Origin of the sequence: Variovorax sp. CF313, assembly GCF_000282635.1 — a bacterium.
Lineage (GTDB): Bacteria > Pseudomonadota > Gammaproteobacteria > Burkholderiales > Burkholderiaceae_C > Variovorax.
Window position 1 is genome coordinate 81,326 of the sequence record NZ_AKIW01000166.1, and the last position, 13,524, is coordinate 94,849.

Sequence of the window (13,524 nt, forward strand, 5' to 3'; positions counted from 1 at the left end):
CTCAACCGCGAAGCCGCCAGTACCGCCAGAACGCCCCCGACAGCCACACCTTCAGCAGGCTGGTCACGTGCCAGTACAGGTATTTCTTGCTCCGGTGGCTTTCGCGTTGTGCGTCGTGTCGCGCCACCAGGTCCTCGCCCACCTGCAGCTTCCAGCCAGCGAGCCGGGTGCGTGCGCAGATGTCGAAGTCTTCCCCGTACATGAAGAAGCGCTCGTCGAAGCCTCCGACTTCCCGGTACGCCTCGCTGCGAAACAGCATGAACAGCCCGGGGATCCACGCCGGCACGCTGGGCCGCACGTAACCGGGCTTTTTGCGCCCGACGATCTCGAAGGGGGTGAGCAAGGCCCGGTGCGGCTCCGGTGTGTTCTTTCCCGGCTCCAGGATGCGCGGCGTCAGCAACCCGGTGTCAGCCGCGGCTTGCGCCAGCAGCGGCGTCAGCACGTCGCTGTCGAAGCGGATGTCCGGGTTCAGCACCAGGAACCACGGCGTGCCGCAGCGCTCGAAGGCCTGGTTGTGATTGGCGCCGAACCCCTTGGGGCCCGCGTTCCCGATCCGCTCCACCTCGAAGCCCCAGTTGCGGCCGGCGAGCACATCGGGCTCGGGAATGTTCAATGTGAGCACGACCTTGGCAATGACGGCCCGGCTGTGCCGGTCCAACTGCTCGAGCAGCGGCAGCACCAGCGGGAGCTGGCCGTGGCTCACGATTGAAATGGTGATCGGGGGGCGGGAGGGGGGAGGCGTGGGCATGGTCTAATTTCGCTCGGGAATTCTAGGGTTCCCCAACCCCCACACATGATTGCTCTGATCGTCATCAGTTTCTTCGTCGCCGCTTTCGCGGTCCAGCTGTTCATGCGCCGCGCGCGCAGGCATGCCCGCCTCTATGGCGCCGACATGCCTCAGCGCTTTCACAAAGGCCATGTGCCGCGCCTGGGCGGTGCGGGCATCCTGCTGGGCATGGGCGTGGCATGGCTGGCGGCCGGCGTCACCGGCACCGATCCGTTCAACGTGTCGTGGCCCGTCAAGACCTCGATGCTCACGCTGCTGTGCATCTTGCCGGCGGTGCTGGGCGGCATCGTCGAAGACGTCACCCAGAACGTCAAGGTGCGCTACCGGCTGGGGCTCACCATCGGCTCGGCGCTGCTCGTGTGCTGGGTGCTGGGGCTGGGCGTGGCGCGCACCGGCTCCGAAACGGTCGACGGCTGGCTGGCGATGATTCCCTTTGCCACCGTGCTGTTCGCGGCCCTGGCCATCGGCGGCCTGCCGCATGCCTTCAATATCATCGACGGCTACAACGGCTTGGCGGGCACGGTCGCCGTGCTGGTGTGCCTGGCAATTTCCCACGTGGCGCTGCAGGTCGGCGACCGGCAGCTGGCGGCCATGGTGATCTGCCTGGTGGGAGCCACCTTCGGCTTCCTGGTGTGGAACTACCCGCGCGGCAAGATCTTCGCCGGCGACGGCGGCGCCTACGTCTGGGGCATGGTGATCGCCGTGGCCTGCGTGACGCTGGTGCAGCGCCACCGCGTGGTGTCGCCCTGGTTCCCGATGCTGCTGCTGATCTACCCGGTGTGGGAGACGCTGTTCTCCATCTACCGCAAGCTGGCCCGCGGGCAGTCGCCCGGCACGGCCGATGCACTGCATTTCCACCAGCTGATCTTCCGCCGCATCGTGCGCGTGGCCTTCGCGGACGACGAAGCACGGCAACTGCTCGCGCGCAACAACCGCACCTCGCCGTACCTCTGGATGTTTGCTGCGCTGTCGGTGGTACCGGCCGTGCTGTTCTGGAACAACACCATCGTGCTGATGTTCTTCTGCCTGCTGTTTGTCACGACCTATGTGGGCGCGTACCTGATGATCGTGCGTTTCAAGGTGCCGCGCTGGCTGCGCCCGTGAACCGGCACACCCCCAGGCTTCGCGCACTTCGTGTCGTTGCGCCAACCCCCTTGCAGGGGGGCGACACCGGTGCCCCGGCGAAGCCGGTTCCACGGTGTTCCCGCGCAGTCAGTCGGCCGTCACCGCGATTGCGCGAGAATTTGAGCCTCACCTGATCGTCCACTGTTGCTTTGGAGCCTGACCGCCCATGACCGACCCCGTCCTCAACATCCCCCCCCGCGACAAGGCCGAGATCCTGGCCCAGGCGCTGCCGTACATCCGCAAGTTCCACGGCAAGACCATCGTCATCAAGTACGGTGGCAATGCCATGACCGATCCGGCGCTGCAGGCCGACTTCGCGGAAGACGTGGTGCTGCTGAAGCTGGTCGGCATGAACCCGGTGGTGGTGCACGGCGGCGGCCCGCAGATCGAGGCGGCACTCAACAAGCTCGGCAAGAAGGGCAGCTTCATCCAGGGCATGCGCGTGACCGACGCCGAGACCATGGAGGTCGTCGAATGGGTGCTGGCCGGCGAGGTGCAGCAGGACATCGTGGGCCTGATCAACCAGGCTGGCGGCAAGGCCGTGGGCCTGACCGGGCGCGACGGCGGCCTGATTCGCGCGCAGAAGCTCAAGCTGGCCGACCGCACCGACCCGAACCTGCACCATGACGTAGGGCAGGTCGGCGACATCGTCTCCATCGACCCCAGCGTGGTCAAGGCGCTGCAGGACGACGCCTTCATCCCCGTCGTGAGCCCGATCGGCTTCGGCGAGGAGAACGAGAGCTACAACATCAACGCCGACGTCGTCGCCGGCAAGCTCGCCACCGTGCTCAAGGCCGAGAAGCTCATGCTGCTGACCAACACGCCCGGCGTGCTCGACAAGGACGGCAAGCTGCTCACCAACCTGAGCGCGCGAGAAATCGACGACCTGTTCGCCGACGGCACGATCTCGGGCGGCATGCTGCCCAAGATCGAAGGCGCGCTCGATGCGGCCAAGAGCGGCGTGAACGCGGTGCACATCATCGACGGCCGGGTGCCGCACGCGATGCTGCTGGAGATCCTGACCGACCAGGCTTACGGGACGATGATTCGGGCGCGCTGAAAGTCAATTGCGAGACGTGCTAGCGGTACCCGTCGGGGTTGCGCTGCTGCCAGCGCCAGCTGTCGGCGCACATCTGGTCGAGACTGCGGCGCGCGCGCCAGCCCAGCGTCGCCTGGGCAAGTGACGGGTCACCCCAGTAGGCCGGGACGTCGCCCGGCCGGCGCGGACCGATCTCGAAGGGTAGGGGACGTCCACTTGCGCGTTCGAAGGCCCGCACCACTTCCAGCACCGAGGCTCCCTGCCCGGTGCCCAGGTTGAGGGTAACGAGGCTCGATTGGATCTCCGCATGCTTCAAGGCCGCGACGTGGCCTTCAGCAAGGTCCATCACGTGGACATAGTCGCGCACTCCGGTGCCGTCCGGTGTCGGATAGTCGGCGCCGTGTATCTGCAATTTGTCGCGTTGCCCCACGGCGACCTGGCAGACGAAGGGCATCAGATTGTTCGGTTTGCCGTGAGGGTGTTCGCCGATCAATCCGCTTTCATGCGCGCCGACCGGATTGAAGTAGCGAAGCAGCGCGATTCGCCAGCCGGGCTGCGAGCGATAAAGGTCGACGAGCGCTTGTTCCACCATGAGCTTGGAGCGACCATAGGGGCTTGCCGGCCGCAGGGCGGCGTCTTCCGGGATCGGCGAGTGCTCCGGTTCACCGTAGACCGTGGCCGACGAGGAAAAGATCAGTGTGTTCACGCCAGCATCCCGCATCGCAGAGGCAAGCATCAGACTGCCGCCCACGTTGGTGTCGTAGTACGCCAGCGGGTCGGCCACCGATTCGCCCACTGCCTTGAGGCCTGCGAAATGGATCGCGGCCGCGAACGGCATTTCTGCGAACACCCGGGCAAGCAGCGCGGCGTCGCGCACGTCGCCTTGAATGAATCGGACCGTGCTGCCGGTGATCTGGCGCAGCCGCTCCAGGACGCGCACGTCGCTGTTGCAGAGGTTGTCGAGAATCACGGGCACATAGCCGGCCGCAGCCAGCGCCACGCAGGTGTGGCTGCCGATGAAGCCGGCGCCGCCGGTGACCAGGATACGTTGGCTCATGAAGTTCTATCGATTGCCACGGAAAGTAGATTTTGAACGGGCTTTCGCGGGACTGCCGGCGCGCTCGGCCGGAGACGGCGCGTGCTCACAGCCCTGTGCGAGAATCAATTGATTACATCTTTGCACGCGCTCCCATGCAGAACGAAGAGACGACCAGTGCTTCCGGCGTAGAGACCTCTGCGGACACGCTCACCCCCCCGACGCGCAAGCGCCCCAAGCCGGGTGAGCGGCGCGTGCAGATCCTGCAGGCGCTTGCCGCCATGCTCGAGCAGCCCGGCGCAGAGCGGGTCACCACCGCCGCGCTGGCCGCGCGGCTCGAAGTGAGCGAGGCCGCGCTGTATCGCCATTTCGCGAGCAAGGCCCAGATGTTCGAGGGCCTGATCGACTTCATCGAGCAGAGCGTCTTCACGCTGGTCAACCAGATCCTGGAGCGCGAGGGCGCCACCGGCGCCCAGCAGGCCGCAAAAATCCTCACGCTGCTGGTGCAGTTCGCTGAGCGCAACCCTGGCATGACCCGCGTCATGGTGGGCGATGCGCTGGTCTACGAAAACGAGCGCCTGCAGCAGCGCATGAACCAGTTCTTCGACAAGATCGAAGCCACGCTGCGCCAGGTGCTGCGCGGCGCCGCCGCGGCCGACGGCTCGGCAACGCCCAGCGTCGACGCGCAGGTGCGCGCCGCGGCGCTCACAGCCTTCGTGGTCGGGCAGCTCCAGCGCTTTGCGCGCTCGGGTTTCCGCCGCGCGCCGTCCGAGCACCTCGAAGCAACGATCGCCTTGATCGTTTGATTCGTCCCTGTCGGAGCGATGGCTCATCGAACTGCGAGCCCATAGGGTACCCAGGTGACGGCGCGGAGCCCGGCACCGCGCTCGACTTGCTTCGTTGCGAAGCGTAGGATCGGTGCCCCTTGCCGCCCCGTCGCGGCGACAAGTCCGTGTTCGTGTGGCTTCTTGAACGGAGGTTCGTATGAGCTATCACCTGGAAGGTCGCCTGCTCGAGGTATGCAACTGCAACGTCCTTTGTCCCTGCTGGATCGGCGAGGATCCTGACAACGGCACCTGCGACACGATCGTCGCGTGGCGCATCGACAAGGGAACGATCGACGGCATCGACGTCGGCGGCAACACCATCGCGGCCGTGGCGCATGTGCCCGGAAACATCCTGGAAGGCAACTGGACGGCGGCGATCTTCGTCGACGAAAGCGCCTCCAAGGAGCAGGAAGAAGCGCTGCTCAAGGTCTACACCGGGCAGGCCGGCGGACCGATCGCCGACCTGGCCAAGCTCATCGGCCAGGTCGTGTCGGTCGAGCGGGCGCCGATCCGCTTCACCGTGAACAACGGCAAGGGCGAGCTGGAGATCGGCAAGGACTACTACGCCGAACTCGAGCCCTACCGCGGTGCGACCGGCGGCCAGACCACCCTTTCCGACACCGTGTTCTCGACGGTTCCGGGCGCGCCGGTGTTCGTCGGCAAGGCCCCGACCTACCGTTCGAAGAATGCCGCGCTGGGCATCGACCTCGACATCAAGAACCACAACGCGCTGCAGAGCACCTTCGTCTTCGACGCATGAGCGCCGCGCGGGGCCGCCCCAAGCAAGTTCGCACCGCAGTGCGAAGCACGAAGGTTGCCCAATGAACCCGGCGGCCGGCTCGCCGCCGCGCAACGTCTCGCGCCATCGCCGTGTGTTCCTGCCGGTGCTTGCTGCGCTGATCACGCTCGCGTGGATGGCGTTGTGGGCCTGGGCGCGCAGTCCCTACGGACGCTATCTCGAACACGGCGACTGGACCGCCTCGGGGCCGGCCGCGTTCCTGTGCCAGGTCGTTCCCGCCGGCGACGTGGTCGTGCCCATGGTGCTCTACGCCGCTTCGTGGATTCTCATGACGGCGGCCATGATGCTGCCGACGACGCTTCCGTTGTTCAACGCCTTCGACCGGTTGACCGAGGGGCGCCCGGACCATGGACGCCTTCTCGTGCTGCTGGGGCTGGGCTACATGGCGGTGTGGGGCGCCTTCGGGTTGCTGGCGCACGCACTCCACAGTACGGTGCTGGCCCTGCTCGCAAGCGCGCCGACCCTGGCCTGGCACGGCTGGGTGATCGGTGCCGCGACCATCGCGCTGGCTGGAGCCTTCCAGTTCAGCCGTCTCAAGCACCGGTGCCTGGAGAAGTGCCGCACGCCGCTGAGCTTCGTCGTCGAGCATTGGCGAGGGCAGGCGCAGGCCAGGCATGCGTTCGCGCTGGGCACGCACCACGGCCTGTTCTGCGTCGGCTGCTGCTGGGCGCTGATGTTGTTGATGTTCGCGCTCGGCACCGGCAGCCTCGGCTGGATGCTTCTGCTCGCGGCCGTCATGGCGGTAGAAAAGAACGTTCCCTGGGGCCATCGTCTCAGCGCGCCGCTTGGGTTCGCGTTGCTGGGCTGGGCCGCCTTCATGGTGGCGATGCATGTCTGAAGCCATGTCTGAAGGGCGCCGCGGCCCGTCCCTCCTGCAGACCATCGCCCTTACCGCTGTGGCCATGGTCGCGTTCGCGGCCAATTCGCTGTTGTGCAGGCTCGCGCTGCAGCAACGGGGCATCGATCCTGCCAGCTTCGGCAGCATCAGACTGGTTTCCGGGGCAATCACGCTCGCGCTCGTCGTGCGGCTCAGGGTACGGCCGTCTGTGGCCGGGCGGGCCGACTGGCTTGCCGCCGCCATGCTGTTCGCCTATGTCGCGTTCTTCTCTTTCGCCTACCTCAGCCTGTCCGCGGGAACGGGTGCGCTGATCCTGTTCGGTGCGGTTCAGCTCACGATGCTTGGTGCGGGTCTGGGCTCCGGCGAGCGCTTCGGGCCTGCTGCATGGTTCGGTTTCGCCCTGGCGGTGGTCGGACTCGTGTACCTGGTGTCGCCGGGGATTTCCGCGCCGCCGCTCTTCGGCGCCGTGCTGATGGCGGTGGCGGGCGTGGCGTGGGGCCTGTATTCATTGCGCGGCCGCGGCGTGGCCGACCCGCTGGCCGCCACTGCGCGCAACTTCACGCGGGCGGTGCCGCTCGCGCTCGCGCTGAGCCTGGGCTTCGTGGCAAGCGCTCATGCGGACGCGACCGGCGTCGCCCTGGCCGTGGCTTCCGGTGCGCTGACCTCGGGTCTCGGCTATGTCGTCTGGTATGCGGTGCTGGGCCGCCTTTCGGCGATGCGGGCAGCCACCGTGCAGCTGTCGGTGCCGCTGCTGGCCGCATTTGGTGGCGTGCTGTTCCTGTCCGAGGCGATCACGCCGCGGCTGGCGGCCGCCTCCGTGGCGATCCTGGGAGGCATCGCGCTCGTGCTGAGCCAGAAGTCGCAAAGCGCGCGCCGTTAGCCGTCGTCAAGCCCTTACGCGATGGCAATGCCCACCTTGGCACCCGCCGCGACGATCTCCCCCCACGTCGCCTCATCGACCCAGATCCCGTCCCGCCGCCGCGCAGCCCGCGCCTTGCGTTCCGGTTCGCCGGCAATCTGCACCTCGTCGAAGCCCTGTCCCGGCGGGCTCTGCCGCAGCCATTCGACGAACTCCCGCGCCTCCTGGTCGAACGACGCCTGCGTGCCCAGGCGCGCCGGGTCGATCAGCACCGTCAGCATGCCGTTGAGCACCGTACGGGCCGTGTCGGCCGGCCGGTGCCATGTGCCACCGCCCGTGAGTGCACCGCCCAGCAGCTCGCACGCCACGGCCATGCCGTAGCCCTTGTGCTCGCCGAAGGTCATGAGCGCGCCGAACAGGCCGTTGCCCTGCGGCACGACCACCACGCCGGGGTCGTTGGTCGGTGCGCCGTTCTCGTCGATCAGGTAGCCGTCGGGTACGCGCTCGCCCTTGTTGTGCGCCACGCGCATCTTTCCCTGCGCGACGCGGCTGGTCGCGTAGTCGAGCACGAAGGGGTCCGCGCCCGAGAGTGGAATACCGATGCAGCACGGGTTGGTGCCGAAGCGCCCGTCGCCGCCGCCCCAGGGCGCGACCACCGGACGCGACAGCACATTGACGAAGTGCATCGACACCAGCCCCTGCGCCGTCGCCATCTCGGCGAAATGTCCGATGCGTCCCAGGTGGTGCGCATGCGAGAGCGTGAAGATGCAACTGCCGTGCTGCTTCGCCCGCGCAATGCCGAGCTCCATCGCCTGCACGCCGACGATCTGCCCATAGCCGTGCTGGCCGTCCAGCCCCATCAACGTGCCGATGTCGAGGTTGACGCGCACGGCGGCGTTGGGCTTCAGCCCGCCCTCGGCCACTGCATCCACGTAGCGCGGCAGCATGCCCACGCCGTGCGAGTCGTGGCCGCTGAGGTTCGCCAGCACGAGGTTGGCGGCCACCTGTTGTGCTTCGGCCGGCGTGCTGCCTGCGGCTTCGAGGATGCGGGCGACGGTGGCTTGCAGGCCATCGGCCTCCAGTGTTCTGGACATGGATCAGACTCCCTTCGCGTTCAGCGTGATGGCATAGAGCGACGTGGTCGCACAAATGAAAAGGCGATTGCGCTTCGGCCCGCCGAAGCAGACGTTGGCCACCCGCTCGGGCAGCAGGATCTTGCCGAGCAGCGTGCCGTCGGGGTGGTAGGCGTGCACGCCATCGAGCGCGCTGGTCCAGATGCGGCCTTCGGTGTCGAGGCGGAAGCCGTCGAACAGGCCGCTGGTGCATTCGGCAAACACTTCGCCACCGCTCAGGGTGCGGCCGTCGGCGCCCACCTTGAAGCGGCGAATGTGCCGCGGCCCGTCCGCCGCATGGCTCGCGCCGGTGTCGGCGATGTACAGCAGCGATTCGTCGGGAGAGAACGCCAGCCCGTTGGGCTTCACGAAGTCGTCGGCCATGCGCTCGACCTCGCCGCTCGCGGGGTCGATGCGGTAGACGTGGCAGGCGCCGATCTCGCTGTCCGCCTTCAGGCCTTCGTAGTCGGAGAGGATGCCGTAGCTCGGGTCGGTGAACCACACGCCGCCGTCCGAATGCACGACCACGTCGTTCGGTGAATTGAGCCGCTTGCCCTGCCAGTGCGAAGCCAGCACGGTGATCGATCCGTCGTGCTCTGTGCGCGTCACGCGCCGCGTGAGGTGCTCGCAGCTCACGAGCCGGCCCTCGCGGTCGACCGTGTGGCCATTGGCGTTGTTCGACGGCTCGCGGAAGACGCCGACCGTGCCGTTGACCTCGTCGTAGCGCAGCATGCGGTTGTTGGGAATGTCGGACCACACCAGCGTGCGGTGCGCGCCGAACCAGGCGGGGCCTTCGCACCAGCGCGCACCGGTCCACAGGCGTTGCACCCGCTCGGGGCCGGGAATGCAGGTCTTGAAGCGAGGGTCCAGGTGGTCGAAGCCGGTGCCGTCGAGGAAGCCGAAGGGGAGTGTGGCCATGGGGTTCCTTGTCGATGGGTTCACATCACGGCGCCGACCTGCCACGGAACGAACTCGTTCTGCCCGTAGCCGTGCTGCTCGCTTTTCGATTGCGCGCCCGAGGCGGTCGCGAGCACCAGTTCGAAGATTCGCTGGCCCATCTCCTGGATCGACGCGGTGCCGTCCACGATCTCGCCGCAGTTGATGTCCATGTCTTCTTCCTGCCGCTGCCACAGCGCCGAGTTGGTCGCGAGCTTGAGCGAGGGGGAGGGCGCGCAACCGTACGCCGAGCCACGCCCGGTCGTGAAGCAGATCAGGTTGGCGCCGCCGGCCACCTGGCCCGTGGCGCTCACCGGGTCGTAGCCCGGCGTGTCCATGTAGACGAAGCCGTGCGCGGTGACGGGCTCCGCGTATTCGTACACCGCCTCGAGGTTGCTCGTGCCGCCCTTGGCGACCGCGCCCAGTGACTTCTCGAGGATGGTGGTGAGCCCGCCTGCCTTGTTGCCCGGCGAAGGGTTGTTGTTCATCTCGCCTTCGTTGATGGCGGTGTAGTGCTCCCACCACTTGATGCGATCCACCAGCTTCTGGCCGACTTCGCGCTTCACGGCACGGCGCGTCAGCAGGTGCTCGGCGCCATACACCTCGGGCGTTTCGCTGAGGATGGCGGTGCCGCCGTGCGCCACCAGCAGGTCGACCGCCGCGCCCAGCGCCGGGTTGGCGCTGATGCCCGAGTAGCCGTCGGAGCCGCCGCACTGCAGCCCGATGGTGATGTGCGCAGCGCTGCATGGCTCGCGCTTCACCGCGTTGGCGCGCGGCAGCATCTCGTTGATGAGCGCCACGCCTTTCTCCACCGTCTTGCGCGTGCCGCCGGTGTCCTGGATGTTGAAGGTGCGGAAGTTCTCGCCCTCGGCCAGGTGGCCGGTCGCGAGCCAGGCGTTGATCTGGTTGGCCTCGCAGCCGAGCCCGACGACCAGCACGCCCGCGAAGTTCGGGTGCGTGGCGTATCCCGTGAGCGTGCGCTCCAAAATCTGCATGCCCATGCCCTCGGTGTCCATGCCGCAGCCGGTGCCGTGCGTGAGCGCGACCACGCCATCGACGTTCGGGAACGCCGCAAGTGCTTGCGGATTGGTCTTGCGCGAGAAGTGATCGGCAATGGCGCGCGCGGCCGTGGCCGAGCAGTTCACGCTGGTCAGCACGCCGATGTAGTTGCGCGTGGCCACGCGGCCGTCGGCGCGCTTGATGCCCATGAAGGTGGCCTCGCGCTTGGCGGGCGCGGGCTTCACGTCGGCGCCGAAGGCGTAGTCGCGTTCGAAATCTCCCTTGTCCGGACCCATGTCGAGGTTCTGCGTGTGCACGTGCTCGCCGGCGGCGATGGGCTTGCTCGCGAAACCGATGATCTGGTTGTAGCGGCGCACAGGCTCGCCCGGCGCGATGGCGCGCATGGCGATCTTGTGGCCCGGCGGGATCAGGCCGCGCACGGCCACGTTCTCGACGACGGTGCCGCCGAGCAGTTGCGAGCGCGCGATGACGACGTCATCGGCGGGGTGGAGTCGGATGTAGGGAGTCATCGTGAGTGTCTGCCGGCGCTTGTTTGTTTGTCAGGAGGCCTTGGTGCGGCGCCAGCTCGCGCTGAACCGCTGGTGGAACTTGTCCATGTGATGGTGCATCGCGTCGCGCGCCGCGGCCGGATCGTGCGCCGCGATGGCGTCGAGGATGGCTTCGTGCTCGCCGATGGCGGCCTGCCACGAGTCCATGGTCTCGAAGTAATCGATCATCCGGGCGAAGATCGGCCCATGCCGCGACTCCCAGAAGCCCTGCACCGTCTCGGTCAGCACCACGTTGTCGCACGCGTTGACGATGGCCAGGTGGAAGGCGCGGTCGCCCTCGTGCGGCACCTCGTTGCGTGCAGCCATCTCGCGCATCATGCGGATCGCGCGGCGCATGGCGTCCACGTCCTTGCGCTTGCCGTACTGGGCCGCGGTGGCGGCGGTCTCGCCTTCCACCAGGCGGCGCGCGCGGATGATTTCGAGCGGGCCCCATTCGACGCCGGCTGCGCCGTTGGCTGGCGGGGCCGCTCGGTGCGACCTGTCGAGCACGTACACGCCCGAGCCGGTGCGGATCTCGACCCAGCCTTCGACCTCCAGCGCAATCAGCGCCTCGCGCACCGAAGGCCGGCTCACGCCCAGCTGCGCGGCCAGGTCGCGCTCGGCGGGAATGCGCGCGCCCACCGCGAACTCGCCCTTGCCGATGAGCACGCGCAGCTGCTCGGCAATCTGGCGGTAGAGGCGCTGGGGTTCGAGGGTCTGGATCGGCACGGGAACGAAAAGAGGAAATCGAACGGGTTAAGGGTTGTCCTGAATTGGACAAGTGGTAAGGCCAATTCAGAATACGATACACCGCCCGGATCAACATCGGGCCTAACCCGAGGAGACACCCATGAGATTGAAGGGAAAGACCGCGCTGGTCACCGCCGCAGGCCAGGGCATCGGCCGTGCCAGCGTGCTCGCCATGGCGGCCGAAGGCGCGCAGGTCTGGGCCACCGACGTCAACGAAAAGCTGCTCGAACGCTACGCCGGCATGCCCAACGTCACGGCGCTCAAGCTCGACGTGCTCGACAAGGCCGCCATCGGCGCGCTGGTGGCGAAGCTGCCCGCGCTCGACGTTCTCTTCAACTGCGCGGGCGTGGTGCACAACGGCACCATCGAGCAGGCCACCGACGACGAGCTGCTGTTTGCCTTCAGCCTCAACGTGCGCGCGCAGATGTGGACCATCCAGGCCGTGCTGCCCGGCATGCTGGCGGCCGGGCGCGGCAGCATCATCAACATGGCGAGCGTGTGCTCCAGCATGAAGGGGCTGCCCAACCGCTTTGTCTACGGCACCACCAAGGCGGCGGTGCTGGGCCTTACCAAGAGCGTGGCGGCCGACTACGTGGCCCGGGGCATCCGCTGCAATGCCGTGTGCCCGGGCACGGTCGATACGCCTTCGCTCGGCGACCGTATCAACGCCAACGCCGACCCCGATGCCGCCCGCAAGGCCTTCATCGCGCGCCAGCCCATGGGCCGGCTCGCGCAGGCCGAGGAGATCGCGCCGGTGGTGGTGTTCCTTGCGAGCGACGAATCGATCTTCGCTACCGGACAGGCCTTCACGGTCGACGGCGGCATCACCATATGACCCGCTCGACTTCGCGGGCCACCGCTGCGGTCTTCGACCTCTCCAGTGGCCGCTCCACGTATTGATTCAATGCACTGAAAGGAAAGCATGAAACTCGTCCGCTATGGCAACCCCGGCAAGGAAAAGCCCGGCCTCATCGACGACAAGGGCCAGCTGCGCGACCTGAGCGCGGTCGTCAAGGACATCGGTCCCGACCAGCTCGGCGATGCCGCCATTGCCAAGCTGCGCAAGCAGAAGCTCGACAAGCTGCCGCTGGTCAAGGGCAAGCCTCGTTTCGGCAGCCCCGTGGCCAACGTCGGCAAGTTCATCGCCATCGGCCTCAACTACGCGGACCACGCGGCCGAGTCCGGCCTGCCGGTGCCCAAGGAGCCCGTGGTGTTCATGAAGGCCAACAGCTGCATCCAGGGGCCGAACGACCCCGTGATGCTGCCCAAGGGCTCTGTCAAGACCGACTGGGAAGTCGAGCTCGGCGTGGTCATCGGCACGCGCGCCCGCTATGTGTCGCAGAAGAGCGCGCTCGACTATGTGGCCGGCTACTGCACCATCAACGACGTCAGCGAGCGCGAATACCAGATCGAGCGCGGCGGCACCTGGGACAAGGGCAAGGGTTGCGACACCTTCGGCCCGCTCGGCCCCTGGCTCGTCACGCGCGACGAAATCGAGAACCCGCAGAAGCTCTCGATGTGGCTCGACCTGAACGGCCAGCGCGTGCAGACGGGCAGCACCAGGACCATGATCTTCAGCGTCGCCAAGATCGTGAGCTACGTAAGCCAGTTCATGACCCTGATGCCCGGCGACGTGATCACCACCGGCACGCCGCCCGGCGTGGGCATGGGCATGAAGCCGCCGTTGTTCCTGAAGAAGGGCGACGTGATGACGCTCGGCATCGAAGGCCTGGGCGAACAACGCCAGGAAGTGATTCCCTTCAAGCTCTGATTGGATTGACTCGCCCCCAGGCTTCGCGCACTTCGTGTCGCGCGCGCCTTCCCCCTACCGGGGGCACCACCTGCGGCCCGGCAAAGCCGGTTCCGCGG

The 13,524-nt window shown here is 67.2% G+C and carries 14 protein-coding genes; 8 read left to right on the forward strand and 6 right to left on the reverse strand.

Annotation, left to right across the window (positions count from 1 at the left end; all coding sequences use genetic code 11):
• Position 1: 1 nt before the first annotated feature.
• Complete coding sequence (locus tag PMI12_RS26675; protein WP_007838982.1) at positions 2–748, reverse strand: glycosyltransferase family 2 protein; 747 nt, start codon at positions 746–748, stop codon at positions 2–4.
• Between the two features lie 45 nt (positions 749–793).
• On the opposite strand from PMI12_RS26675, the gene PMI12_RS26680 reads away from it, so the two are divergent.
• Positions 794–1,891 carry a glycosyltransferase family 4 protein gene (locus PMI12_RS26680; protein WP_007838984.1) on the forward strand — a complete coding sequence of 366 codons (1,098 nt, stop codon included), beginning with the start codon at positions 794–796 and terminating at the stop codon, positions 1,889–1,891.
• Positions 1,892–2,078: 187 nt separating this feature from the next.
• On the forward strand, positions 2,079–2,972 hold the full coding sequence (argB, locus tag PMI12_RS26685; protein ID WP_007838986.1) for an acetylglutamate kinase: 894 nt from the start codon (positions 2,079–2,081) through the stop codon (positions 2,970–2,972).
• Between the two features lie 19 nt (positions 2,973–2,991).
• Here the strand turns inward: argB and galE are convergent, their stop codons facing one another.
• The gene (galE, locus tag PMI12_RS26690) at positions 2,992–4,008 is read right to left on the reverse strand and encodes a UDP-glucose 4-epimerase GalE (protein WP_007838988.1); all 1,017 of its coding nucleotides are present in this window, start codon (positions 4,006–4,008) and stop codon (positions 2,992–2,994) included.
• Between the two features lie 134 nt (positions 4,009–4,142).
• Between galE and slmA the strand changes: the two genes are divergently transcribed.
• The 4 genes from slmA (at position 4,143) to PMI12_RS26710 (ending at position 7,331) form a co-directional block, all read left to right on the forward strand.
• Entirely contained in the window at positions 4,143–4,793 is a 651-nt protein-coding gene (gene slmA / locus PMI12_RS26695) for a nucleoid occlusion factor SlmA (RefSeq protein ID WP_007838990.1), read from the forward strand.
• Between the two features lie 178 nt (positions 4,794–4,971).
• The gene (locus PMI12_RS26700; protein WP_007838991.1) at positions 4,972–5,574 is read left to right on the forward strand and encodes a DUF1326 domain-containing protein; all 603 of its coding nucleotides are present in this window, start codon (positions 4,972–4,974) and stop codon (positions 5,572–5,574) included.
• A gap of 61 nt (positions 5,575–5,635) precedes the next feature.
• On the forward strand, positions 5,636–6,451 hold the full coding sequence (locus tag PMI12_RS26705; RefSeq protein WP_007838993.1) for a DUF2182 domain-containing protein: 816 nt from the start codon (positions 5,636–5,638) through the stop codon (positions 6,449–6,451).
• A 4-nt stretch (positions 6,452–6,455) separates the two neighbouring features.
• Entirely contained in the window at positions 6,456–7,331 is an 876-nt protein-coding gene (locus tag PMI12_RS26710; RefSeq protein WP_007838995.1) for a DMT family transporter, read from the forward strand.
• Between the two features lie 14 nt (positions 7,332–7,345).
• Here PMI12_RS26710 and PMI12_RS26715 read toward each other — a convergent pair whose 3' ends face one another.
• Genes PMI12_RS26715 through PMI12_RS26730 form a run of 4 tightly spaced genes read right to left on the reverse strand, consistent with a single transcriptional unit; the run spans position 7,346 to position 11,634 of the window.
• Positions 7,346–8,404 (reverse strand): malate/lactate/ureidoglycolate dehydrogenase, encoded by a 1,059-nt coding sequence (locus PMI12_RS26715; RefSeq protein WP_007838997.1) that lies wholly within the window; start codon positions 8,402–8,404, stop codon positions 7,346–7,348.
• Positions 8,405–8,407: 3 nt separating this feature from the next.
• Positions 8,408–9,340 carry an SMP-30/gluconolactonase/LRE family protein gene (locus tag PMI12_RS26720; protein WP_007838999.1) on the reverse strand — a complete coding sequence of 311 codons (933 nt, stop codon included), beginning with the start codon at positions 9,338–9,340 and terminating at the stop codon, positions 8,408–8,410.
• A gap of 20 nt (positions 9,341–9,360) precedes the next feature.
• Positions 9,361–10,887, reverse strand: a complete 1,527-nt coding sequence (locus tag PMI12_RS26725; protein WP_007839001.1) for a UxaA family hydrolase — start codon at positions 10,885–10,887, stop codon at positions 9,361–9,363.
• A 30-nt stretch (positions 10,888–10,917) separates the two neighbouring features.
• Positions 10,918–11,634, reverse strand: coding sequence for a FadR/GntR family transcriptional regulator (locus PMI12_RS26730; protein WP_007839003.1), 717 nt, complete (start codon positions 11,632–11,634; stop codon positions 10,918–10,920).
• A gap of 121 nt (positions 11,635–11,755) precedes the next feature.
• On the opposite strand from PMI12_RS26730, the gene PMI12_RS26735 reads away from it, so the two are divergent.
• Both PMI12_RS26735 and PMI12_RS26740 read left to right on the forward strand, forming a co-directional pair.
• Entirely contained in the window at positions 11,756–12,490 is a 735-nt protein-coding gene (locus tag PMI12_RS26735; protein WP_007839005.1) for an SDR family oxidoreductase, read from the forward strand.
• Between the two features lie 87 nt (positions 12,491–12,577).
• Complete coding sequence (locus PMI12_RS26740) at positions 12,578–13,426, forward strand: fumarylacetoacetate hydrolase family protein (protein WP_007839007.1); 849 nt, start codon at positions 12,578–12,580, stop codon at positions 13,424–13,426.
• The last annotated feature ends 98 nt before the right edge of the window (positions 13,427–13,524 follow it).